Here is a 24,294-nt window from a genome sequence, read left to right as displayed (position 1 = left end):
GAATTGCTGAACGTTTAAAATTAAAAAACACCTACCCCGCAAAGGGTCACCATTAATCGTTAAATATTTAAATTATTAAATCTTAAAACCCACAACCATGCAATACAAAATAAGAGGTATCGTAGTAGCTGTAGGCGATACAAAAACCACAAAAAAAGGAACAGCCATTAAACAAATGCAGTTTGAACAGGAAGATGGTAAATTGTTTTACCCATCGGCTGTAGGTACAAAAATCGAACTGCTTAACGACATGCTTCCGGGCGATGTTGCCGACCTTGAATTTCACATTAGCGGATCTAAAGGTGTATACAACAACGTAATAATTGACAATGTTGTAAGAGTCTAGAACATCTGCAAAACATCTGCAAAAAATATTTGATGCTAATTTTTGCACGTAATGAGCAAAAAAAACCTGCCCCATATTCAGCTTTATATTGGTGATTGGGAGCGTGATTGCAATGTTTTATCGCTGGAAGCGGAAATGGCCTGGATGAAAATTGTGTTTAAAATGCACCTTTCAGGTAAAGAACCCGTTTACAAAACATCTGCAAAAGGGTTACAGATTTTATGGAAGTGCTCACCTCAAAAAGTACAGGAAATAATTGCCGAACTGGATATTAATCAAATTTGCGGAATACAATCGTTAGCAGATGGTTATGAGTTTAAATCCAGACGTCTTGAAAAGGAAAACACGACTTCTAAAACAAGGTCTGAAGCTGCTAAAAAGCGATATAGTAAAGACCAAAAAGATACAAACCCTACCAGCAAAACACCTGCAAAAGTGTTGCAAAACACTGACATTGACAATGACAATGATATTGACATTGATAATAAAAATGTCAATAACGGAAAAGAGGGTATGGGAGAAAAACCAACCGTACTACTTCCCTACACTTCGGCCGAGTTTGCCACCCAATGGCAATTGTGGAAAAACTACCGCCACAAAGAACACCGCCAAAATTACCATAGCCCCGAAAGCGAACAGGCCGCACTGGCCGAACTAAACTCCCTGGCACAGGGACAGCAAACCACTGCCATAGCCATACTGCACCAAAGCATGGGCAAAGGCTGGAAAGGACTATTTGAACTGAAACCACAAGGCAATGCGGGAAAACCACCTGCCGGAAAGTCGAAAGTTAAGTATAGCGACGACTTCAAGCGAAAAATTGCTCAGCGTCTACAGTCCGGTTAACTGCATGCGCCACAGCGGCAAACTTACCACCATAGATAAAGCACTAAATGCCCCCGCCCCTACACTGGGCACACTGCAACGCGAAAAAACCAAAGACTTTGCCATAGGGCTTACCATGGGTTGGCTGGTGTACCTAAACGACATCCTTAACCTTAACAAGCCCATGACCGAAGATCAGATTGAGCTGTGTGCCATAGAAATTAACGAAACCTATTACTCCCTTAAAATCAGCGACCTTACCTTTTTGTTTAAAAAGATAATAAGCGGCACTTATGGCGAATTTTACGAAAGCCTTACCATACCCAAGGTGCTGTCGTTTTTCCGTGAATATTTTGAAGAACGCTGCCAGCTCGCCGAACAGCAGTCGCAACGCACTCACTGTGACACTAAAAGCCACGCCGAGTTTAACTATTCTAAAAACATAAAAAGGATTTTTACAGGAAGCAGCAGGTATTAGTAAGCAGTGATCAAAATGTAGTAATCAAAATGCAGTAATCAGTTTTAGGATGCAGTTACTAGTTCCTCTCTTGAGGTGCCTGCCACGCCACAGCGTGGTCATTGCGAGCGAAGTGCAACGTAGCGAAGCAATCTAACTTCAATAGTCAGTTTGAGTGATGTATAAACATCCAACTGACAACCGTTCTTTGACATATTGTTTTTTTCTTTTTTTTGTCTTTGCGAGCGTAGCAAACAAGATTGCTTCGTACCTCGCAATGACACAGCAGTATAATTAAGCTCTAACTGTCATTTCGACGAAAGGAGAAATCTCAACTAACTATATATCAATTCTGTCATTTCGAACTGGAACGAAGTGTAAGGAGAAATCTCACAAATCTATAAATCATAAATCTCATTTTATTATGTTTGTTCCCTAACACCTTACAAATGCATAAAACTTTAGGAACTCATAATTACTACGTTTATATACTAACAAACAAAATAAAAACTGTTCTATACATTGGGGTTACGAATAATCTTAATGAGCGATTATATTATCACCAAAATCCCGAAGCACATAGTAAAGCCTTCACTGCCAAATATAAATGCTCTTACTTATTGTACTGGGAACATTTTACAGATGCTGATATAGCGATCGCCAGAGAAAAAGAAATCAAAAAATGGAGACGGGAGAAAAAAGATAAACTCATATCTGGGTTTAACCCTGATTGGAAATTTTTAAACGATAAAATCTGAGATTTCTCACTCCGCTACGCTACGTATCGAAATGACAACAACAACAACAACAACAATATAATTAAGTTCTATTTGTCATTTCGAACCGTAATGAAATGTAGGGAGAAATCTCAAATAACTTTAAGTGAATTAAGCCCTCCCAAAACAAAAAAAGTTAACTCATGTGCCTGGTTATTACTTAATAATCAAACACATAAATTAACGGTAGTAAGATTTTTCGAAAAATGGTTTAAGGACTATAATCTGATATTACGGTGTTCTTTAATCTCAAAACGAACAATATCATAAAGTACCTCAATAAGCGATCTAAAGTTCATAGCACCTCAGTTTAAGTTAGTTACGGCTAATATAGTAAATTTAACTTTAGGTTAACAAAACACTTCAACATTTAACAATTAAATATTTCAACACCCTTTGTTAATAAGGTTTTTGGAGCATAGTAATTTGTCAGTTTGATGATTTGGTTATTTGTTTATTCGATTATCCTGGTAATTAATAAACTCCATAAGATGTTATAATAGCCTTACCTTTAGCTACTCTGGCAGTTAGAGCTAAATTTGTTTCGGACATAAAAAAATGATAGCTGTTATCCTCTGTTCTTGATACATATAACTGCTGATTCATGATCTCGCCCTTTGGATTACCTTCAAAATCACCTTCAACTTTCTTAAACATAATAAACCTACCAGAAGGCAATTTAAACCTGCAGTCTAAATCGTGAGAAAAATTTTTATCAGGATAATTAACCTCTATAATTTCCTTTTTAAAATGGATATCTAACTTAAAATACTTGGTAAACTCAGGATCAATCATAATTTTTTCTATATCAGCACACTCATCTATAACAGTAACTTTTTTAGCATAATACTGAGTTAAGTGTCCCGGCTCACCTACAAAACGAATAGTCCTGTAACTTCCTCTAATAATTACACTCTTACCGGCATATTTACTGTCCCATTTAGGATTATCAATAACCCGAAAAATATCGCCGTTAGGCATTCTTATTTTAGATTTTTCTAATGCAAATCCATAACTATCAATGTACGAATTGGAATGCGATTTACATCCGGCAACAACAACCAATAAAAGTAAAAGCAGGTTTTTCATAAAGTGTGGTTTAAACCACTAAAATAGCTTTTTTTTATGTTTATGTGATTGTTTGTTTATTCGGTTATCTGATGATTTGATTTCAGATTGCTTCGTGCCTCGCAATGACACCTCAATATCCCTGAAGAGAGGAATACTTAGCGTTATAACAGCAGAATGAAAGCCGAGGGAAATAATTTTTAGCTTAAGGAGTCAGAGCCCTGAACTTTTGGTTCTTTTGTTTCAAGACAAAAGAACATCTGCTTTTTAAAATGAGTTTCTTTGGCGAAAAGCCTTAAACCCCGAAAACATAACTACCAGTTCCAGCATTACGGCTAAAATTAATGCCGAAAGACTCGCTATTAAAAAGGTTAGCCATGCATCGTGCGGAATGCTCTTGCCCATTATTCCAAATATACGGATATAACTTTTAAAAACAGGCGTAGTTATATTCTCGGTAGTCGTTAAAAAGTAGGCTACAAACAAAACGTTTATTACAAAAAAACCTGCGGCACAAGGTATACGCCTAAGCTCTTTTAAAAAGCGTTGTTGTAAAACAATATTATAACCCAGCCAAAAAAGGGCAAAAACATCGAGTATGTAAACCTTTCCCCACTGGAAAAACATTATAACTGCCAGTACAAGGCAAAAAACAAATGTAACTGTTGTAAAGCGTAGTAAATTCATAAGGCTAATATATATAAGCCTAAAAGAGTATAGGTAAGTAATTACCGAAATTGAAGCTTAATATTTTTACCTGTTTTTGTTAACCTAAACATAACAGTCTAAAAATCAGTTCATCAGGAAACTTTAATTTCGCGGTACTTGGCTAAAAACAGCGTTACTATAGCCAGCTCAATAAAAGCAGCGGTAAAAAAGGCATAGTAGCTTATGGCAAAAAACACTACCCACAGTTCCTGCGGACCCTGTAACCCCATAATTTCAAAAAGGCGTATGTAGCTGCTTGGCGGATTATAGGAAATGTAATGTGTAGTACATAAAAAGTACATCACATACAAAATATTAATTCCGTAAAATCCCCAGGAGAAAGGGACCCTATTCAGTTTCTTCATAAGCCTGCGCTGCAAAAAAACATTACACAGCAAAGCAGTAACCGCAATGGCATCTATGGCAGAAAACTTATCCCTTTGTAAAAACATTACAACCCCTAAAACAAGGCCTAATGCAAAGGTAATCACGGTAAATCGCACAAGTGTCATAGGGGCTAATATACTGTTTTTAATATAATTGCAATATTAAGTTTGGTTTGCCTTTTTTTTCATGCTAGTGGTTTTAACTCAAAAAACACCACTAGGTAAAATTACCTGTTTTAGTAAAACAGGTAAAAACCCCTACTATTTAATAAAGCTTTAACAGTAGGTTTGCTACATGGATATAACAAGATATTCATACTACAGGGACATACTGCCTTTTCTTGAGTCCGTTGGGATTGGGGTAGCTGAACGCCCCCTTACAGCAACAACTTTCCTTCCGGGACTCGAGCTGGGGCCAAACGTTATTTATGTAGATCCTGACAAACTAAAATATCCCGGCGACATACTGCATGAAGCCGGCCATATAGCTGTGGCGCAACCACACCTGCGCAGGCTTATGGGTACAGATAAAATGCCGGAAGGCTGGCCCGAAATGGGCGAAGAGATAGCTGCCATACTTTGGTCGTATGCGGTACTTACACACCTTAACATTCCGCCGGAATTTGTATTCCATCCTGATGGATACAAAAACTGTTCGCAGTGGTACATAGAACAGTTTACCGGAAAAAACTATATAGGCCTGCCCCTACTTCAATGGATGGGTATAGCCTACACCAACCAGGAAATTGAAAATGGACATCCTCCCTTTCCATCCGTAAAAAACTGGATGCGGCCGTAATCTGCTGAGTATATCATACGGCTACCTTACAGAAAGGGCTTGGGTGTTACAGTTTTCTTATTCTAAGTTTTGAATCTTGGATTTTAGATTGATGTTATACTCAAGTGAGTGAGGGCTCCCCTCTGGAGAGGGGTTGGGGGTGTGTTATAATACATTACCCTCAAACTCATATATAAAATGCTCAATAGCTCTTATTACATTTTCGGTATCCTTTAAAACCTGATAATCTGTAAAACGTAAAATGGAAATACCAAAATCTGCCATTTTCGCTTCCTTAACCAAATCCTTCTCATAAACTTCGGCAAACTCATGAGAATAACCGTCTACCTCAATGCCCAGCATTAGTTCATAACAAAAAAAGTCAAGTATATAATTATCTACAGGCTTCTGCCTATGAAAATCATAACCATACATTTGCTTTCGCTTAAGCTTTTGCCAGAGTATAATTTCAGATTTGGTGCTCTTATTACGGAGCTGACGCGCTAACTCTTTTAGGTTAGGGTTATAAGGAATTATTTTTCTCAAGGTAAGGTGTATTGATATTCAAATGTAATACTTTTTAATAAAAAGACACACCCCTAACCCCTCTCCAGAGGGGAACTGCATACTCAGACCCTTCTACACAAAGTGTAAATACAAAAACACATCATTATCAACTCTCCGAAGGGGAACTGTTTGCTCTTACCTGAAATTATTAGTCTTTTTAAGAGCTCGAGTGGCTCCCCTCTTGAGAGGGGCGGGGGTGTGTTATCAAGGCCATGACAATCTATTATCTCACATCTAAAAAATATTTCCTCAAACCCAACACCATGCCCGAAGCCAAAGCTTCAACCAAGAAACCCAAAACACTTTACAATAACAACTTTCCTGCTCAGGCACACAAACTTTGCCTGTTGGGCGCTACCGATAAAGACCTTGCCTCATTTTTTGGTATTTGCAAAAGCACCTTAGCCAACTGGAAAAAACAGCATACCGACTTTAACCAGGCTGTACTTCGCGGTAAAAAGGCAGCCGACATGGAGGTTGCCGCATCGCTGTATCAGGCAACGCTGGACAGGATTATCACTACCAAACAGGCCATAAAATGCAAAGAGGTATATTATGACGAAAACGGTAAGCGCGTAGAAAAGGAACGCGTGGAGATTGTAGAGGTGGAAAAACACATTCCGGCCGACTTCCGTAGTCAGCAGTTTTGGTTAAAGAACAGGAATCCGCAGCAGTGGAGCGATAAGTATGACGACGATGATACCGACTCCGCTAAAAGTATAACCCTAAATCTGGGCTCAGGCCTAAACCCCCATGAAACTGCTGATTAAGCAGGAACACGCCATATTTTACCTTAAAGACACAATAACCGAAGAGGTGCTGTATGGCGGGGCAGCCGGTGGCGGCAAGAGTGCCCTGGGCTGCCTTTGGCTTATGGAAATGTGCCTTACCCACCCCGGCACGCGCTGGCTTATGGGGCGCAGCAAGCTCAAAACACTTAGGGAAACCACGCTCAATACCTTTTTTGAGTTGGCTGCACAACTACGCTTGGGTAGTCAGTTTACCTATAAGTCGGCCGATCATATCATACTGTGGAAAAACGGCAGCGAGATTATCCTTAAAGACCTGTTCCTCTACCCTTCCGACCCAAATTTTGACTCGCTGGGTTCTCTCGAAATCACCGGTGCGTTTATAGACGAATGCAGCCAGGTGGCTTATCCGGCATGGCAAATCGTTAAGTCGCGTATCCGATACAAACTCAACGAATACAAGCTTATCCCTAAAATGCTGGGCAGTTGTAACCCTGCCAAAAACTGGGCGTATAAGGAGTTTTACAAACCCGCCCGCGATAATGCCCTGCCTCCCTATCGCAGGTTTATACAATCGCTCCCTACCGATAATCCGCACCTGCACCCCAGTTATTTAAAGTCGTTGCTTCGGCTTGATAAAAACAGCAGGGAAAGGCTGTATTACGGCAACTGGGAGTATGACGACGACCCTGCCACATTAATTGACCACGACAGCATTGCCGACTATTTTAACCCCATACATCTAAAACCAGAGGGTGCCAAATTCCTCACTATAGATGTTGCCCGCAAGGGAAAAGACAAAACCATTTTAAGGGTATGGCACGGGTGGGTTTGCATAGCTCGGGAAGAAATTGCAAAGTCGGGGCTGGATGTGGTTGTAGGCCGGGCGAGGATACTGCAGTCCAAATATGGTATTGCACCCACTAACACCATTGCCGACGAAGACGGTGTGGGCGGCGGCGTGGTAGACTTCCTTAAGTGCAAGGGGTTTGTAAACAATTCTTCGCCATTGGAAGTCCGTGAGAACAATGTTTATGTAAAACCCAATTACGACAACCTAAAGAGCCAGTGCTCCATAAAAATGGCCGAAATGATTGTAAACAGGCAGGCAGGCGAAGTATGTGACAACCACCATGTACAGCAAATCGTAACTGAAGAAATGGAACAGGTGAAACTAAAAGACATAGACCGCGATGGTAAGCAGGGTATTATCCCCAAAGAACGCGTTAAGGAACTCATAGGCCGCTCACCCGACGAGTGGGACAGTATCATGATGCGCTACTGGTTTGCCCTGCGCAAAGACTACCGAGCGAGAGTAAGAATAGCCCCCTAACCCCCAAAGGGGGAAGTAGTATTAAGTCGCAGTAGGCTGTATCTTGTCATTGCGAGCGTAATGCTATGAAGCGCGGCAATCTGTCAGAGCTCATATAGATTGCCACAACTTGCCACGCATTGCGTGGTCGTTCCTCCTCGCAATGACAACACCGGGTGTCATGTCGACCGCTGGGAGACATCTCAATTTAAAATTCATCGTTTAAAATAGATTACTTCGTACCTCGCAATGACCACGCTGTAGCGTGGCAGGCTTAACACCCCTAACCCCTCTCAAGAGGGGAACTCGTACCCGTAACCAATAATAATACGTAACAGAACATCATAGTGAAGCTCCGGCATCAGGCTCTGTGGCGTGAAGAAAATTACAAACGAGGCGTGAAGAAGCATCCGCTGTTTGAGGCGAAGCCGAGTTCGGATGGTTTAGCCGAATGCAGTAATTTTTAGCCTAAGAAGCCATAGCCTTGAATTTTTGGTTCTTTTGTTTCAAGACAAAAGAATAATTAAAAGATTCACTATTTTTACATCACAATAAAATTTGCAATGAAAACACTATACACCTTAGCTTCAGCACTACTTTTACTTACATTCTCTAATGCAAAAAGTCAGGAATCACAATCTTTAGTTTTACAAAATCAAGTAACTATATTACAGTATCTTGATGAGAAAGGAGTAAACTATGATAAAACCGATATTGCGGTAATAAGTAAATTTGATGCATGGGCATACCTTTTAGAAAACGGAAAAAACGAGTTTCCTGCTGCTTTTTTCTTTAACAGTAAAGGTGAGAATGTAAAACTTAAAGGAGACAAGTGTTCTCAGGAGCTTAAGAAACTTGAAAAACTAAATACCGCTAAGATAAATAAAGATGAAGACCCTTTAAGCGACTGGTTAAAGCATTATATAACTTTTCTTGAAGAAGATACAGAACAAAAAAACTACAACGGCTATATAATTGTATTATGGACCAAATATGTGAGTCCGGAAATAAATGAAACTGCATTTAACTGGTACAAATCTGTTAAAGAGAATAAGGATCTTAACATCAAAATTATACTTTTAAACTTCGATTTAATGGATACATGGGAGATAAGCGATGAAAATAAGAAAGTATTGGGGCTGGAGTAAGCAGTAAGCAGTCTTCAGTCGCGGTGAGCTGTCATGTCGACCGCAGAGAGACATCTCAATTTTAATTTTAAAATTCATCATTTAAAATGGATTGCTTCGTACCTCGCAATGACCACGCTGTAGCGTGGCAGGCTTAACACCCCTAACCCCTCTCAAGAGGGGAACTCGTACCCGTAACCAATAATAATACGTAACAGAACATCAGAGTGAAGCTCCGGCATCAGGCTCTGTGGCGTGAAGAAAATTACAAACGAGGCGTGAAGAAGCATCCGCTGTTTGAGGCGAAAGCCGAGTTCGGATGGTTTAGCCGAATGCAGTAATTTTTAGCCTAAGGAGCCATAGCCGTGCCTTTTTAGTTCTTTTGTTTCAAGACAAAAGAATGAACAAAAGAGATTCACTATTTTTACACTACCAAACTAACTGTTATGACTTTAGCACAACAAACCGCAAAACACTTTCGCGACGTACACTTTGGCGGAAACTGGACCTGTGTTAACCTTAAAACCACGCTGGAAGATGTAACCTGGCAACAGGCAACACAAAAAACAGACGGTATAAATACCATCGCCGCTTTGGTTTACCATGTAAACTATTATGTGAGTGCAGTTTTAAAAGTGTTGCAGGGTGGTGCGCTCGAGGCTCATGACAAGTTTAGTTTTGACGTACCCGAAATAACCTCTGAGGAACAATGGCAGCAACTGGTAACCAAAGCCCTTACCGAAGCCGAACAGTTTGCCAATGAAATAGAAAAACTGGACGACAGCGTTTTCTTTCAGGATTTTACCGATGCCAAGTATGGTAGTTACTTTCGTAACCTACATGGTATTATAGAGCATACCCATTACCACCTGGGGCAAGTTACCATACTTAAAAAACTGGTGGTAAATAAATAGACGAAAGCTTACTTTAAAATTACGTTTTTGGTACCGTCATAAACACCTATACCATTTATGGAAGTGAGATATATAAGCCTGTTGTCCCTAGTAAATTCCATCTTTTTAATTGCCATTTGCCAACCTATAGCATGATTTTCGCGAACAGTGAGCAATTCAGGAGAGAACAGCAACTCTAACTCTTTTATTGTACTTTCTTTTGGTACAGTTGCCCGGTATATACCTATTTGAGTAGCAAAATATAGCTTTTGCTCTGTAACATTAAAAGTTCCCGGACCTATAAATAAATTACTTTCAACCGATTGTTTATCTTCAACATTCCTAGTGTAAAAAAGAGTTGAAACGTTAGTATTCTCTATTTTATATATACTGCCAGAATTTGAAAAATGCTGCAATCCGGAGGTTATATAAACATTTTTTTGATCATCTTCAAATACTGACTGTAAATAAAGTCCGTTGTAATTAGTCCAAAAATCTAGATCAACTATTTTCTCATCTTTCGCATCAAAAACATAAAATGCAGTTCCAAACTCACCAAACATTTTCCCCATCCATATTCTGTTGTTGCTATCCATAAAGGCATAATCTGGAGGTATAAAATATACGTCGGTGGGTACGTTATAAGAAAAAAATAAAAACCTTTTACGTTTCATACCTTGTAATTCCAGCTTTTTGTTTTTAAACTCAGACCATAATTTATTATTAACAGGATCATATATACCTGACTCAACTACTACAAACATTTTATTATCAGAATTAAAAAAGATATTATAAACCTGTTTAGAATGTTTAACCTTTAATTTTGAAACTATTCTGACTTGAAAAGTATTAGGATCTAATTTGGCAAGAAAACCCGTTTTAGACCCAAGATGAATGACTCCGTTTCTATCCTTGCTAATAGCTGTATAAGTAACGGTATCGGTATCAATTATTTGTTTTTCCAGTGTATTAAGATTCCAAACACTCAGTTTTCCCTTATCACTGATAGCATAAAGATTATCTACATTAATAACCATGTCTTTGTAAGAAACCAAAGAATCTGATTGCGAATAACAATAAATACCGGAGAATAACAAAAGAAAAGCGATAAGGTGTTTCATGGTAAAGGTTTAGATTCTAAAAATAGCAAAAATTACTCACTCTAATAACAATCTTCCGCAGGGAGACATCTCAATTCAAAATTTAAAATTCATCATTTAAAATAGATTGCTTCGTACCTCGCAATGACTACATCGAGTAATTTTTAAATCTTCAATCTTTCAATTCAAATGCATTATATTGAAAAACATCTCCCTAAAACAATACACCACCCTTCCCGACACATTGCTGTATGATGCAATACTGGAGCACCTGCAACCCAAAAACAGTTTTGCAGGAAAAAGCATGAACACCAACCTCATGCCCTACGCTAACGTAAAATACTGCATACGCCTGTTACCTAAAATAGAAAGCTGGGAAGGCATTTGCCAACTCTTTACCATTTGTTTTGATGTTACCAAAGATGAGTTTTGGAATGCTCCTATAACCGACTACTTTGCCGCAAAAAAACATGTGGTAAGTCAGTTTGAGGAAGTGATCAAAACCGAAAGCCACGTACTCGCCTCATACTCCACCGACGCACATTTATGGCAAATGGCAGGCGCCGACAGGCTAAAGCCTTACAGCGACACGCTTCCGCTGGTACAGTTAGGTAAAATGTTTGGTCAGTACCCGTTTGATTTAGGCCGTAAACCCTATGGCGAAATATTCAGCCTGCTGGCACAAACCAAAACCCAAAACGAAGTGGAAAACGATTACCAGAAACTGGCAAGGCAGTAGAATAGTGTTGAGTTTACAGTCGTAGTGAGCAGTTTATTCTCAGTATCGAGATCTTTGCCATCCTGCTGTCATTGCGAGCGAAATGCAATGCAGCGTGGCAATCTCAGGTACTCATTATATAGATTGCTTCGTACCTCGCAATGACTACGCTATGTCATGTCGACCGCAGGGAGACATCTCAATGGCAGAAAATATTAGTCGGCATCCAAACGGCAGTAACGCATAAGCAATAAGATAACCGTATAAAGTTTTATCTCTGGGGTTACATCAGTATTAAAAACAATTGTAAGCTTACTGCATATAAACCTGTTTACACTAACATTGGCAATAGGTTCATTATTATAAAAAACAGTGCAAAGCCTTCCGGTAAAAAAATATCCTCTATAATGTTGTGAGTATAAATTATCAGAATCAAAAAACAGCTTTTTATCTTCAAGAATGAGCTCCTTATCCAAATCCTGAAAAATTATCTCTGACTGACCGCTTACAGGGTGCTCCGACTTAAAAATGATATTCCCGGACTTCTTTACGCTTAAGGTGACTTTATTACTCCACGATGTATTTCTTTCAGCACTTAATGTAATGTCTCCCGTAATGCTTATGTCTCCGTTAAAACTTAATGTTATCATATCAATTCAGCTATTTCACAAACTTTCCTTCGCTGTTAAACTTACTCTTATTAATAAAATTAAGCTTCCATCCATAGTCAAGGCGTTCCATTAAAATAGTATCAGGAGTGACAGATAGCAGTTTAAGAGGTATCTTATTAAATATTAAAATGCTATCCTCTTCATTAAATGACCATTCCTCCTCCGGTTCAGGCTCAGACATTCCACAGTTAAAAGGATTATACTTTTCATCCGATTTAATATAAAGAGTCTTATTGGTTCCGTCTTCATTAAATACCATGTAAAAAGTAAAACTACCATTATCTATACTATCCAGCGTTTCGTGGTTATAATACACCCACTGGTTAGCTATCAGCATTTTCTCAAAATCTGTCCGCTTTTTACAGGAAGTAACCAGTAAAGAGCAAAGGCATAAAAGGAAAATAGTATAACGCATAGTAAGAATGGTTTCTATTATTAAAAGTAGGGATTTTTTCAATTAAAACAGTAATTAGATTGCTTCGTGCCTCGCAATGACCACGCTGTAGCGTGGCAGGCTTAACACCCCTAACCCCTGAACCAATAGCACGCCCCGTTATTACATCCGAGTGAAGCTCCGGCATCAGGCTCTGTGGCGTTAGGAAAATTACAAACGAGGCGTTAAAAAGCATCCGCTGTTTGAGGCGAAGCCGAGTTCGGATGGTTTAGCCGAATTCAGTAATTTTTAGCCTAAGGAGCCATAGCCGTGCCTTTTTGGTTCTCTTGTGGCAGGACAAAAGAATAATATAACACACCCCTAGCCCCTCTCAAGAGGGGAACTTCATTCTCGTAACAGCACCGGGTGTCATGTCGACCTCAGGGAGACATCTCAATTCAAAATTTAAAAATCATCATTTAAAACAGATTACTTCGTACCTCGCAACGACACACCCCGTCTATCATCTAGACATCTCATTTCCAATACTAACTTCAAAAAAACTCAAAAAACAATGGACATTGTACGCCTTCTTCAGCTTATGGCCGAAGACCACAACCTCATTTACCATTACGGTAAAAAAGCCGCATTAAACCTATTGGAAGGTTCGGTAAACGCAGGGGAAACCTACCTGCTGCACGAATTTACAAACCGCAAAAGCGAATACAACAACAGCGGGACCCGCATTATGGCACATCAGTATACCGGGAAGTTCTTTTTGGTAAAGCAGTCGGATTTCGATCAGCAGTATTTTGCCGAGCGCGATACTGCTCAGGCAGGTAAATATGCCACAAACATAGAGCCCCTGCTTACCGTTTTTGAAACCCTGGGCAACAGGCTTTCCGCAAAAGATTATACCGTAAGCCAATGGGAAAACATTGATGTAACCGATGCCCTTGATGCCAATATGGATGGACTGTTGTGTTCCTATTCCGTTACAATACCGGTAAAGTATGATATTAACCAGTAGCATTTTATCGGCAGAGTTTGAATTGCTTAAAAGCGAACTCATTGCCAAGTATGACGAACTGGGTATGCGCGCCACAGGAAACTGGGCCAACAGCCTTACCGTAGAACTTGCCGAAAACAGTGTAAGTATTAAGGGCGAAGAATATACCAACTCCCTTGAGTACGGACGAAAACCCGGCAAGCAGCCCCCCAGCGAAGCTATAGAACAGTGGCTGGTGGCAAAAGGCATAGCGGGCACTATAGAGGGCGATATAACCCTTAGCAGCCTGGCCTACCTTATTGCCCGAAAAATTGCCCGCGAAGGTGATGACCGCGACCAACACGGCGGCACTCAGCTAATAAGCAGTGTGGTAACCCCACAGCGCATTCAGCAGATTATAAACAAGGTTAGCTATAACGAGCTGGCCAATCTTACCCAAAACCTTATCTCTTTTATAAACAACACTTTTTTATGATCGTATTTACAAACCCTATAGACATTTACCGTGTGCGTATGGCATACAATAACGATGTGCTTAACTTTTACAGTACCCTGCCGGGTAAGCCCAAATACTGCGACCTTACCTTTAATAATAAGCCTATGCGTATTTACCCCGCGCCAGACGGTACTTTCTTCCTAAACCTAAAGCCTTATGTAACCTCATACATCAATACCCGAAATTTTGAGGATACCCTAACCCCAAATCTGGAAGGGCTTAACACCAACAGTTATGTTTATAATTTTGAAAACGGGTCGTACTTTAATACCAACCTGTATTTTACCATTTGGATGAACGACGATGCACACGACGATAACGGGTATAACCTAACGTGGATTTCGGGAGCACATCAGCTGGATGATTACAACCGCCGCACTACTTCCGATTACTTTTTGCTTTCTCCCAATAAGGCTAACAGTACGCAGCATTATTACCTCAAATACTGGGAAGGCTATCCGTTTGATGTTAGCTTATTTATGCCCAACTTCACTTACTTTTACCTAAAGAATACCACTACGGCATTATCGGTAAAGCTACCTACAAAAGCACGTGTAAGCCGACTTGTTTTTAGCGATGGCCGTACCGATGAAACACTGGAGAGTCTGTTCCCGCTAGTGGAAGGTTTTAACGAAATACGTTTTAAGAAAAGTACGTTTGACTATAGTACAGATAAATTTATTACGCTGGAAAAAGTGCCATACAAAAAAGGTGTTTACCTAAAATGGCTCAACAACTACGGCGGGTACAGCTACTGGCTTTTTGAAAACACCTACAGCATAGACCGCAGTACGCAACAAATAGGCGAATTAGACCGTGATTATTTTAATTTGGAAAACTCCTTTGGCCGCACTACCCAAATAGGTAAAGAGAGTATGGATACCCTTAAAATTACCGCCGAACTGCTTAACGACGACGAACGCCGCATTGTACAGGGTATACTGGAAAGCCCCAAAGTGTATCTGTTTACGGGGAAACCCCTTAGCCAAAACGGAAAAAACAACTGGATGGAGGTTACCCTTAAAACATCAAACGCAAGGATTAAAAACCCTAAACAACAGCTTACCAACTTTACTTTTGATATAGAGCTTCCGCAACGATACACGATAACGCTTTAAGTTTTGAGTTTAAAGGGATAAGGCAAAAGATAGCAAGTATTATCATTGCCACGCTGCATTACATTCCGCTCGCAATGACAGCACAGTAAAGCTTGCCACGCCTTAGCGTGGTCATGTCGACCGCAGGGAGACATCTCAACTTACAATTTGATATTAATAATAATTCTGTTATTTTAGTTTCATCATATCAACCTGTTAGCAATGGAAATCAATACAAATCAGACTGTAGCCGAATTTAAAAATTTTATCGAGAATAACCTTAATTACCCTGTTCTTTCGGTTATGAGTTTTGATGATTATAAGTCTTTTGTTATTAAGGTATTTACTCGGTTAAATGAATTAAAAAATATGGGGATTACCAAAAATGAAATTAATTCCTTTATCAATAAACATTATTCAAATGTAATGGTTGATGCTAATGACAATGATATCCTTTTTGAAAGAAGGTTTTCGGCTATAACAGAAGACATTGTGGAATTTTGTGTAAACCCATTCTTTTGGAGTATTGATTTTGATGTATATATGAAAAAATGGGATAAATTGTTTGCTACAGACTGGTGTAAGAAAGTTTAGTTACTTATTTTAGCCTCGTTAGACCAAAACCTTACCATTATGAAACAATTCTTTTTTACAGCCCTTTTCTTTTTTACGGCAAACATTATACAAGCTCAGGAGTATACCGTTGTTGGCCTTGACGGCGAAGTTGAGAATGCCAAACCAAAATTAACCGATGAATGCGAGGAAAAAATGACTGCACTTAAAGAGCGGTTTTTAAAAATGTATGAATCGCCCGAAGCTGTTAATCACAGGAAACTAACCGAAGAGTTTTTTGCCAAAGTACATAACAAAGAGCCTATGGACCACCCGAGGGCTACCAATTTTAATGAAAAGATTCTTTTTTGGATAGAAGCACATCTTGACCAAACCGATTTTTCCAGCGCTGAAGAAGCTAAAGATGCCTGGAATAAAAAAGATAAAGCTCTGTTAGCCTATACCAAAGCCAATATGGATTATTATGTCATGTTAATGCAAACTATGGAAACTTGTGGCTCAGACACTGTTGAAGAGTTTGAGACAGAAATGCGTATGGTGTATGGAATGTATTAAAAAACTCTTATTTAAAGAGTAGCCAATCTAATTCATAAAGCTGGCAATAAACTAAATTTCAAAGAGTTATAATAGCTAACTATTACAATTTACTTTGCAATGAAAAAACACCTTACACTGCTGTTTGTTTTTGTGTGCGTTTGCCTTTTTGCACAGGAGGAAAAAATTACCTTTAGGTTTGATGCCGATACCATTAAAACTATCGTAATAAAAGTGCCGGGAATGAAAGCTTCAGAGATCTATGACCGTACTGTAGGTTGGAGTAAAAGCTTTTACGTAAAAAATTATGACCTTATACTTTCAAGAGACTCGATAAATTATACATTGAGTTATAGTGACACCTTTTATATGCCTTTTGACACCGATCTCAAAGCCGGACTGTATAAAGAACACAATCATGCCTATTATAAATTAAGTATAGAATGCTATGATAATCGATACTTAGTATGCTTTGAGCACATTAAATTTGTAGACAATTTTTTAGAGGACACTTACTTTAAATTAACTGATTTCTTTTGGGATCCTCGGAGGTATAAGGAAAAGCTTGAAGGTTATGAAGCTAATATATCACTCGTTATAAACTCAATAAATACCTATATAAAAACTCAGGAGTTTGTACAGCCGCGTAAATGGTAAAATTCCAGTTTAGGCAGTAGATTACCGCGTCGTTCCTCCCCGCAATGACATAGATTTCTCCACTACACTGCGTTTTGGTCGAAATGGAATAACCGAGTGAAGCTCACGGCATCAGGCTCTGTGGCGTAAAGAAGCATCCGCTGTTTGAGGCCGATAGCCGAGTTCGGATGGTTTAGCCGAATGCAGTAATTTTTAGCCTAAGGAGCCATAGCCGCAGTCACGCCACAGCGTGATGGTTCTTTTATTTCAAGATAAAAGAAGTATTCAGTGGGCAGTCACAGTGGGCGGTAGATTGCCACAGCTTGCCACGCCTTAGCGTGGTCATGTCGACCGCAGGGAGACATCTCAATTCAATATTAAAGTAATCTACTTTATTTCTTTGGGCGGGGCATTCATTTTTACTGGCGGAGGCGGTGGAGGCAATCTATATTGTAATATCCCTGAATTAAACAAATGATACTTCATTGGTTTTAAGTCACAATCCTTAAGGGCAAGAATATCGTTTACTACCTTTAGCTGTTCGTCTTCCTCTAAATGTTCAAGATAAAAAGTGGTTGTAAGTGTGTCAATAGGTTTATCCTTATCGTCAAAGTAAGTATTAATATCTATCTGATAAAAATTAGCATCGTCTATATACCCATAATCGAGTTTGTTATCAAAAACGGCTTTGCTACGGTTTAATATGTCGTTTACCTTTTCCTTACCAACAATGCAATAGTAGTATTTATATAAAAATGTATCTTTAAAGGTCTCCTGCGGGTTAATCTCCTCACAGTAAAACACGGTATCACCTTTTAATTCTATTCCGTATCTCGGTTCACTGGGATCCATTCCGCTGCCAACAGTAATAATCAGGTTTTCCTGCATTTCCTGAGACTTTTGTGTACAGGAAAACAGTATAAAAAACAATAAGGGTAATAATAGCTTATTATGTTTCATTATTTTACAACAAAAGGTTCTGTATAAATTAGTTCACGGTTTTTCTGTTCTTCTAGTCTGTACCTGACTTCTAGCCTAAAAGTCCCTCGTTTTACCTGCTCCATTAAGCGTTGATTTTCAGCATCAGTATATTGAGAAGAACGAAGCCTCTCGGACTCGGATATTTCAAAAAAATTTTCCCGCGATTCGCCATCTTTAAGAACCAAACAAAATTCAGCTTTAACGTGAGGTTTAGAAAAAGCATCATTCCTGTAACTATCCCACTCGCCTGATTTTTCATTAAGCCGTTGCAGGCCAAAAGTTACATACAAAGTATCAATAGTATTATTGGTTACTTCCATTGTAACTTTTTCTCCTTTTTTAAACTCTAATTTAGGAAAAGACACCGTTACATCTGTCTGGGCAAAACCACAAACAAAAAACAGTAATAATGGGAGTAATAATAATCTCTTCATAGTAAGGTGGCTATAGCTCAAATATAGTAATTTTTAAGTATTTAATATTCATTTACACTAGCAGTTAGTTAGTATGAGATTCCTCACTTCACTGCATTCCGTATCGGAATGACAGTAAGACTAAGCTAATCAGAGTGAAGCTTCGGCATTAGGCTCTGTGGCGTTAGGAAAATTACAAGCGAAGCGTAAAGAAGCATCCGCTGTTTGAGGCGAAAGCCGAGTTCGGATGGTTTAGCCGAATGCAGTAATTTTTAGCCTAAGGAGCCATAGCCGCAGTCACGCCACAGCGTGATGGTTCTTTTATTTCAAGACAAAAGAAGAATTGAGATTGCCGCGTCGTTCCTCCTCGCAATGACAACGGGATGTCATGTCGACCGCAGGGAGACATCTCAATTTAAAATTCAACATTCATCATTTAAAATAACTCCAAGATTTGACCATAAAACACTAACTTGTCCCTTCTCCTCTACATTAACGGGCAGTTAATAGACCTGGATGCCGGCCAGTACATTGCCCAAACAAAACAGGTAAACGACCTAAACAGCCTGGACGACAGGCAGGCCAGTTATACCAACAAATTTAAACTCCCAAAAACGGCAAATAACATAAGGGCAATGGACCAAATGACCCTTTCGGGAAATTTATCTAACGTCCCTTACCAAAAAAACACCTGCAGCCTGTTTAACGATGTGGGCGAATGCTTTGTTTACAACGGCTGGGCCGTAATTACCGATGGCGGTGACTATTATGAAGCCGTAGTGTACGACGGTATTATAAACCTGTTTAAGGAAGTGGAAAAAGATACACTTGCCAGCATTGGCCTTGACGAACTTACGCACGAGAAAACCCCCGAAACGGTAGCACAGTCGTGGACACAAGACCTACCCTACCGTTACATTCTTGCCGACTATAACGGGAAACGTATTTACAGCAGGGGCGCGCTGAGCTTTCCCGACAGAATAAATATCGACTATATGGTTCCGTCTATAAATGTGGCCTGGCTTTGGGGTAAGATATTTTCCCATTACGGGTTTACCTACAGCGGATCTGTATTTGAATCGGATGAGTTTAAAAACCTATGGCTTACCTATCCTAAAGGGCTTGAAAATTCGGGGGAGGTTATCTTTCAAAGTGTTCCTGATAAATGGCACTGGCTAAAAAGGTATAAGGCCGAATGGAAAACTTACTCGGTTTCATTCTATGATGCAGAGATAAACGAACTGGGAGGCGACCAACCCGAAGACAATGTAAGATACCTTACTGCTCCCGAAGCTGGCAATTACCGCTTAACCGTAAAAGGAAAACTGGCTGTAAGTACAAAAGTAAACTTAGTAGTTTGTAAAAATGCTAATGATTATGGTACATTCCTTAATCCGGAATACATACCGATACCCGATTTTTTTACCTTGAAGGAAAACATCAATTCACAGGAAGAATTTACGGTAAGCAAAAATTTCAGGCTAGAAGAAAACGACAGTATTTGCCTGGTATTTAGAAATCCATCAGATAAGTTCTTTTTTTGGTATACACCTTCGTTAAATGTTACGCTTACCAAGCTTACAATAGGCGAAATGAATTTTAGCAATGCCCTGGCAGATTTTAGCATTAAAGACTTTATTAAGGAAATTGTTTACCGTTTTGGACTCACCCTGTTTAAAGACAAATACACTAATAACTATGAGTTCCTTTCGTTAACCGAACAGCTTAAAACACCTGCTGTTGTAGACTGGAGCAACAAATTTGCCAAAAAACTTAACGAAAGTTACATATACGGCAGCTATGCACAGCAAAACTGGTTTAGGTACAAGTATAATACCGAGGGGGCTTTTCATAACGACCACTACATTACGGTAAACAACCAAAACCTTGCGGAAAGCAAAGACAGCATTAATTCTAAAATTTATAGTCCGGAGCAGCAGCTAAGCCTTCTCGATGCCCCTACCAATATCTATAAACTATGGGAAAAAGAAGTTGTGGAAGAACCCGAAAATGACGAACCTCCCGTAACCTACAAGGCACTAGACAAACGCTTTTATTTAATGAGGGCTAATTTAAGGGCAGGCACAGTAAGAGCTGTAAGCAGTGCACTGGCATCAACTGCACTTGCTTCAAGATACTATAGAGAAAGTTTTACCAAACTGTCGTTTAGCGATATCATAAACACTTACTACACTCCGCTGCAAAGCATACTGGAAAAAGCCCTTATAGTAAATGCCGAGCTTTACCTTACCGATAGCGACATTAGCAACTTCGACTTTAAAAAGCTGTATTATATAGATGCGCTTTCGTCTTACTTTATGGTAAACAAAATAAACAACTACATACCCGGCAGGCTTACCAAGTGCGAACTCGTTAGGGTTAATTACACCCCAATACAGCGTGAGTATAATGTTGTTCCTACAATACGTCTAAATACCATAAACATACACAATGTGGTACAGCTTGCACCGCTTAACTATGTAATTAACTACGAAACAAATTTTACCCCTGTAAGCAACCTGGTTTACCAGTACTCGCCCGATGGTGTTAACTGGAAAACTGCACAGGTACAGCAGTCGCCAAGGCAGCCCGATACCGTTATTACCCCTGTACCGGCAACGCACTTCAGGGTAAGGTATGAGGCCACACGAACGTTATCTAACACTTTTATACTTGACTAACAACAAACATACATGGCAGAAAAAATTGTAATTGCACAACTCGACATTGATGTAAAAAGTCTTGTGGCAGGAGCCAATGAGGTTCGGGAAGCGATAAAAAAACTGAAAAACAAAATAGACGACCTTATAGCTTCGGGGCAGGCCTCTTCCCAGCAGTTTAAAGACATGAAAAAAGAGCTTACCAAGCTTAACGAAGCCTTAGGACAGCAGGCAAAAGCCATTAAAGATGCCGCCAAACAATCAGAAAAGCTTAGTGAGGCTCAGGATGATTTGGCAAAGTCGGCAAAAAATGCTGCCGGCAAACAGGCAGGCCTTACCTCTTCGGGACAGGAGTCGTCACAACAGTTTAAAGAGTCTAAAAAAGAGCTTAGCAAATTCGTTAAGGCACTGGAAGATCAGGTAGAAGCTACTAAAAAGGCAATAAAACAATCTGATAAACTGAGTGAAGCTCAGGATGATTTGGCAAAATCGGCAAAAAAAGCAGCTAAAGAACAGGACTCCCTTAGCGATTCGGCAAACGATGCCTCTTCTAATCTAAAAAAGCTGTCGGGCGCAATGACATCTGTAAAAACAGCTTCCGATCAAAGTTCAGGCAGCCTTAAAGAGGGAGGTAAAAGTTTTTCGGACTATAAAAAGCAGGCTATAGATGCTTTTCAGAGTATTAATGTCTTTAACGGCGGAATAAAAGGTTTAAAGCAGCGTGCAGAGGAAGCCGGTGGAATGGGTCCCCTTTTAAAAAATGCCTTTAATGGTATTACCGAAGGTATAGGCGGTATGACAAAAGCATCATATACTTTTATTGCAACCCCTATAGGAGCTATAATAAAAGGGGTTAGCATAGCCTTAGAATTTTTAAACAAAACATTTAAAGATTTTAAGCCTGTTATGGATAAGGTAGCGCAGGTTACTGCTGCTGCGGGGGCTGTTTTTGATTCCATTAAAAACTCATTGTTCGACCTTATTAATGTGTTTAACGGTTCTAAATCCATATTCAGTTGGTTTACCGATGCCGGAGAAGGTATGGCAAGTGCCGCGCAGGAAGCCTACGAGCTTAAAAAAGCACAACTGGAACTGGCCGAAAGTATGGCTTTACAGGAAATAAGAAATGCTGAAGCCCAAAAAAGTATTGAAGAGTATACACAGGCATCGGAAGATCAAACCAAATCGGAAGAGGAAAGGCTTGAAGCCCTTAAAAAAGCCAATGAAATAGAGAGTAAAAATCTTACCGAAAGAAAAAAACACTCTGAAGATGCCTATCAGCAGGCCGTAAAAGCCATAAAAGCAGGAGGTAACCTAACCGATGAAGAGCTGGAAAACTTAGCTACTAAGGGCTATGAATATACCCAGTATCTTCAAAAAACAAAAAACATAAGTCAGGAAGAAATTGATGCCCTTAAAGAAGCTCAGCTTAACAGGATTGCTCTTCAAACAGAAGAACAGCAGCTTACCAAAAAGCATTTTGATAACATAAACAGCCTTAGCGAAAGCTTTATCCAAAAACGCGAAGAAGAACAGAAAAAAAGGGAACAGATACAGCAGCAGGCTATGGATAAGGCACTGGAAAGGCAACAACAGCTTTTAGATCTTTTTGAAGCCGAGAACAGCGACAAAGCAAAAACACTCCAGCAGCAACTTGACTACGAGCAGGAATATGCAAAAAAATCTATAGCCCTGCTTGATGAAGAGCTAAAACAAAAGAAAATTAGCCAACTGGAATATAAAACGGCTGTTATTAATATACAGAAAGAGCTGGGAGAAAAAATACTCACAGCCACACAAGGGTATGTTAATGCTGAGCTGGAATTATGGAAACAGGAACATCAAAGCAAAATTGACGGGGCACAGGTATTAACCGATGCGTTAATTACTGAGGAAGCAGAAAGGCTGCAGCAACTAAGACAAAAAGAAATTGATGCCCTGTTTGCAGGCTCTGGCCTTGATGCTGAACGAATTGAAAACAAACGTAAAAATAGTGAACAGCTTTCGCAACAGGAAACCGAATACTATACTGAGCTTTTAAGGATTAGACAGGAGTATGACGAAACCATAAAGGCTAATGAAGATGCCCTGGTACAATCTAAAAAAGATCAGGAACAAAATAAGGTTCAGGATGAAGTGCAGGCAATACAGGAAAAAGCCGCTGCAGCACAATTGGGCTATGAGGTAGATAAAGCCAATGCACAAACCCAGTATGAGCAGGAACTTATTGATGAAGACGCGCGCTACGCCGCCAAAGTTGCCAAACTGGATGAAAGAAAAGCACAGGGGTTAATAAACGAACAGCAGTATAATGATCTTCTTAAAGCCGAAACACAAGAGCACGAAGACAATATAAGCAATATCAAACAGGCAGCCATGGACCGTAAACTCAGCATGGCTTCGTCTACCTTTGGTAATATGAGTACCATTTTAGGGAAAGAAAGTAAGGCGGGTAAGGCAATGGCTGTGGCACAGGCTACTATAGACACTTACCAGTCGGCCGTATCGGCCTTTAAGTCGTTATCGGGAATCCCTATCGTGGGTCCGGCACTGGGTGCAGCAGCAGCAGGTGCAGCCGTAGCTATGGGACTTGGCAACATAAAAAAGATAACATCTACCAAAACGCCTAAGGCCGAAAAAGGTGCTTTGTTTAGCATAGGCGGACAAAGGCACAGCGCAGGCGGCACACTATTTACCGGTGAAGACGGTACCCGCTTTGAAGCCGAAAAAGGTGAGCTTATAGGTGTTATGAACAGAAATGCCGCACGCCACTTTATGGCATTTAACAACACTTTCCCTGCCGGGGGGAGCAGTTCTTCGGGTAACTATTTTGAAAGCGGAGGTATAGTATCGCGTGAAATTGCCCCGTCTCAAATAAACATGCAGGAACTGGCTAACATAACTGTTCAGGCTGTAAAAAGCATTCCGCCGCCTGTGGTTGCCGTAGAGGATATTCTTACTCAGGGTAACAGCTATGTAAAGGTTAGGGACAACGCTAACTTTTAATACAAGCAAAAAGGCTTTAGCAAATGCTAAAGCCT

The 24,294-nt window shown here is 39.8% G+C and carries 27 protein-coding genes; 18 read left to right on the top strand and 9 right to left on the bottom strand.

The window, feature by feature from the left end; all coding sequences use genetic code 11:
- Positions 1 to 97 precede the first annotated feature (97 nt).
- From FUA48_RS11235 to FUA48_RS11220, 4 genes are all read left to right on the top strand, one after another.
- Entirely contained in the window at positions 98 to 346 is a 249-nt protein-coding gene (locus tag FUA48_RS11235; protein WP_129750317.1) for a hypothetical protein, read from the top strand.
- Between the two features lie 51 nt (positions 347 to 397).
- Positions 398 to 1,192 (top strand): hypothetical protein, encoded by a 795-nt coding sequence (locus FUA48_RS11230; protein ID WP_147583620.1) that lies wholly within the window; start codon positions 398 to 400, stop codon positions 1,190 to 1,192.
- 4 nt (positions 1,193 to 1,196) lie between these two features.
- Positions 1,197 to 1,649 (top strand): hypothetical protein, encoded by a 453-nt coding sequence (locus FUA48_RS11225; RefSeq protein ID WP_147583619.1) that lies wholly within the window; start codon positions 1,197 to 1,199, stop codon positions 1,647 to 1,649.
- Positions 1,650 to 2,077: 428 nt separating this feature from the next.
- Positions 2,078 to 2,386 carry a GIY-YIG nuclease family protein gene (locus FUA48_RS11220; RefSeq protein WP_147583618.1) on the top strand — a complete coding sequence of 103 codons (309 nt, stop codon included), beginning with the start codon at positions 2,078 to 2,080 and terminating at the stop codon, positions 2,384 to 2,386.
- Between the two features lie 492 nt (positions 2,387 to 2,878).
- Here the strand turns inward: FUA48_RS11220 and FUA48_RS11215 are convergent, their stop codons facing one another.
- The 3 genes from FUA48_RS11215 to FUA48_RS11205 all read right to left on the bottom strand — a co-directional run bounded on the left by FUA48_RS11215 (position 2,879) and on the right by FUA48_RS11205 (position 4,692).
- On the bottom strand, positions 2,879 to 3,493 hold the full coding sequence (locus FUA48_RS11215; RefSeq protein ID WP_147583617.1) for a hypothetical protein: 615 nt from the start codon (positions 3,491 to 3,493) through the stop codon (positions 2,879 to 2,881).
- A 246-nt stretch (positions 3,494 to 3,739) separates the two neighbouring features.
- Positions 3,740 to 4,159 carry a hypothetical protein gene (locus tag FUA48_RS11210; RefSeq protein WP_147583616.1) on the bottom strand — a complete coding sequence of 140 codons (420 nt, stop codon included), beginning with the start codon at positions 4,157 to 4,159 and terminating at the stop codon, positions 3,740 to 3,742.
- A gap of 113 nt (positions 4,160 to 4,272) precedes the next feature.
- Positions 4,273 to 4,692, bottom strand: a complete 420-nt coding sequence (locus FUA48_RS11205) for a hypothetical protein (protein WP_147583615.1) — start codon at positions 4,690 to 4,692, stop codon at positions 4,273 to 4,275.
- 169 nt (positions 4,693 to 4,861) lie between these two features.
- On the opposite strand from FUA48_RS11205, the gene FUA48_RS11200 reads away from it, so the two are divergent.
- Complete coding sequence (locus FUA48_RS11200) at positions 4,862 to 5,365, top strand: hypothetical protein (RefSeq protein ID WP_147583614.1); 504 nt, start codon at positions 4,862 to 4,864, stop codon at positions 5,363 to 5,365.
- 144 nt (positions 5,366 to 5,509) lie between these two features.
- Here FUA48_RS11200 and FUA48_RS11195 read toward each other — a convergent pair whose 3' ends face one another.
- Positions 5,510 to 5,890: an endonuclease domain-containing protein gene (locus tag FUA48_RS11195; RefSeq protein WP_240732447.1), complete on the bottom strand. Its 381-nt coding sequence runs from the start codon at positions 5,888 to 5,890 to the stop codon at positions 5,510 to 5,512.
- Between the two features lie 284 nt (positions 5,891 to 6,174).
- On the opposite strand from FUA48_RS11195, the gene FUA48_RS11190 reads away from it, so the two are divergent.
- The 4 genes from FUA48_RS11190 (at position 6,175) to FUA48_RS11175 (ending at position 10,013) form a co-directional block, all read left to right on the top strand.
- Entirely contained in the window at positions 6,175 to 6,681 is a 507-nt protein-coding gene (locus tag FUA48_RS11190; RefSeq protein WP_147583612.1) for a hypothetical protein, read from the top strand.
- On the top strand, positions 6,665 to 7,993 hold the full coding sequence (locus FUA48_RS11185) for a phage terminase large subunit (protein WP_147583611.1): 1,329 nt from the start codon (positions 6,665 to 6,667) through the stop codon (positions 7,991 to 7,993). Before FUA48_RS11190 ends, FUA48_RS11185 begins: the two co-directional genes overlap by 17 nt.
- A 542-nt stretch (positions 7,994 to 8,535) precedes the next feature.
- Positions 8,536 to 9,120 carry a hypothetical protein gene (locus FUA48_RS11180; RefSeq protein WP_147583610.1) on the top strand — a complete coding sequence of 195 codons (585 nt, stop codon included), beginning with the start codon at positions 8,536 to 8,538 and terminating at the stop codon, positions 9,118 to 9,120.
- A 425-nt stretch (positions 9,121 to 9,545) separates the two neighbouring features.
- Complete coding sequence (locus tag FUA48_RS11175; RefSeq protein ID WP_147583609.1) at positions 9,546 to 10,013, top strand: DinB family protein; 468 nt, start codon at positions 9,546 to 9,548, stop codon at positions 10,011 to 10,013.
- 8 nt (positions 10,014 to 10,021) lie between these two features.
- Here FUA48_RS11175 and FUA48_RS11170 read toward each other — a convergent pair whose 3' ends face one another.
- The gene (locus tag FUA48_RS11170; RefSeq protein ID WP_147583608.1) at positions 10,022 to 11,113 is read right to left on the bottom strand and encodes a hypothetical protein; all 1,092 of its coding nucleotides are present in this window, start codon (positions 11,111 to 11,113) and stop codon (positions 10,022 to 10,024) included.
- 178 nt (positions 11,114 to 11,291) lie between these two features.
- On the opposite strand from FUA48_RS11170, the gene FUA48_RS11165 reads away from it, so the two are divergent.
- The gene (locus FUA48_RS11165; protein ID WP_147583607.1) at positions 11,292 to 11,831 is read left to right on the top strand and encodes a hypothetical protein; all 540 of its coding nucleotides are present in this window, start codon (positions 11,292 to 11,294) and stop codon (positions 11,829 to 11,831) included.
- A gap of 194 nt (positions 11,832 to 12,025) precedes the next feature.
- Here the strand turns inward: FUA48_RS11165 and FUA48_RS11160 are convergent, their stop codons facing one another.
- A complete protein-coding gene (locus FUA48_RS11160; protein WP_147583606.1) occupies positions 12,026 to 12,460 on the bottom strand; it encodes a hypothetical protein in 435 nt (144 codons plus the stop codon).
- Positions 12,461 to 12,470: 10 nt separating this feature from the next.
- A complete protein-coding gene (locus FUA48_RS11155) occupies positions 12,471 to 12,938 on the bottom strand; it encodes a hypothetical protein (RefSeq protein ID WP_147583605.1) in 468 nt (155 codons plus the stop codon).
- A gap of 490 nt (positions 12,939 to 13,428) precedes the next feature.
- Here FUA48_RS11155 and FUA48_RS11150 point away from each other — a divergent pair, with 490 nt between their 5' ends.
- The 6 genes from FUA48_RS11150 (at position 13,429) to FUA48_RS11125 (ending at position 17,220) form a co-directional block, all read left to right on the top strand.
- Complete coding sequence (locus FUA48_RS11150; RefSeq protein ID WP_147583604.1) at positions 13,429 to 13,884, top strand: hypothetical protein; 456 nt, start codon at positions 13,429 to 13,431, stop codon at positions 13,882 to 13,884.
- Positions 13,868 to 14,338, top strand: a complete 471-nt coding sequence (locus FUA48_RS11145; protein ID WP_147583603.1) for a hypothetical protein — start codon at positions 13,868 to 13,870, stop codon at positions 14,336 to 14,338. Before FUA48_RS11150 ends, FUA48_RS11145 begins: the two co-directional genes overlap by 17 nt.
- Positions 14,335 to 15,477: a hypothetical protein gene (locus tag FUA48_RS11140; RefSeq protein ID WP_147583602.1), complete on the top strand. Its 1,143-nt coding sequence runs from the start codon at positions 14,335 to 14,337 to the stop codon at positions 15,475 to 15,477. The genes FUA48_RS11145 and FUA48_RS11140 overlap by 4 nt, the downstream gene beginning before the upstream one ends.
- A gap of 201 nt (positions 15,478 to 15,678) precedes the next feature.
- Positions 15,679 to 16,050 carry a hypothetical protein gene (locus tag FUA48_RS11135; protein WP_147583601.1) on the top strand — a complete coding sequence of 124 codons (372 nt, stop codon included), beginning with the start codon at positions 15,679 to 15,681 and terminating at the stop codon, positions 16,048 to 16,050.
- Positions 16,051 to 16,089: 39 nt separating this feature from the next.
- A complete protein-coding gene (locus tag FUA48_RS11130; RefSeq protein ID WP_147583600.1) occupies positions 16,090 to 16,584 on the top strand; it encodes a hypothetical protein in 495 nt (164 codons plus the stop codon).
- A 99-nt stretch (positions 16,585 to 16,683) separates the two neighbouring features.
- Positions 16,684 to 17,220: a DUF4468 domain-containing protein gene (locus tag FUA48_RS11125; RefSeq protein WP_147583599.1), complete on the top strand. Its 537-nt coding sequence runs from the start codon at positions 16,684 to 16,686 to the stop codon at positions 17,218 to 17,220.
- Between the two features lie 366 nt (positions 17,221 to 17,586).
- On the opposite strand, the gene FUA48_RS11120 is transcribed toward FUA48_RS11125, so the two are convergent.
- Together FUA48_RS11120 and FUA48_RS11115 are read right to left on the bottom strand one after the other, a co-directional pair.
- Positions 17,587 to 18,159 carry a hypothetical protein gene (locus FUA48_RS11120; protein ID WP_147583598.1) on the bottom strand — a complete coding sequence of 191 codons (573 nt, stop codon included), beginning with the start codon at positions 18,157 to 18,159 and terminating at the stop codon, positions 17,587 to 17,589.
- Positions 18,159 to 18,614, bottom strand: a complete 456-nt coding sequence (locus FUA48_RS11115; protein WP_147583597.1) for a hypothetical protein — start codon at positions 18,612 to 18,614, stop codon at positions 18,159 to 18,161. The genes FUA48_RS11120 and FUA48_RS11115 overlap by 1 nt, the downstream gene beginning before the upstream one ends.
- A 452-nt stretch (positions 18,615 to 19,066) precedes the next feature.
- Here FUA48_RS11115 and FUA48_RS11110 point away from each other — a divergent pair, with 452 nt between their 5' ends.
- A complete protein-coding gene (locus FUA48_RS11110; protein ID WP_147583596.1) occupies positions 19,067 to 21,274 on the top strand; it encodes a hypothetical protein in 2,208 nt (735 codons plus the stop codon).
- 12 nt (positions 21,275 to 21,286) lie between these two features.
- The gene (locus tag FUA48_RS11105; protein ID WP_147583595.1) at positions 21,287 to 24,259 is read left to right on the top strand and encodes a coiled-coil domain-containing protein; all 2,973 of its coding nucleotides are present in this window, start codon (positions 21,287 to 21,289) and stop codon (positions 24,257 to 24,259) included.
- Positions 24,260 to 24,294: the final 35 nt, after the last annotated feature.

Origin of the sequence: Flavobacterium alkalisoli (assembly GCF_008000935.1) — a bacterium.
Taxonomy (GTDB): domain Bacteria; phylum Bacteroidota; class Bacteroidia; order Flavobacteriales; family Flavobacteriaceae; genus Flavobacterium; species Flavobacterium alkalisoli.
Note: the sequence above shows the minus strand (reverse complement) of the source record. Positions and strands in the feature narration are given on the sequence as shown.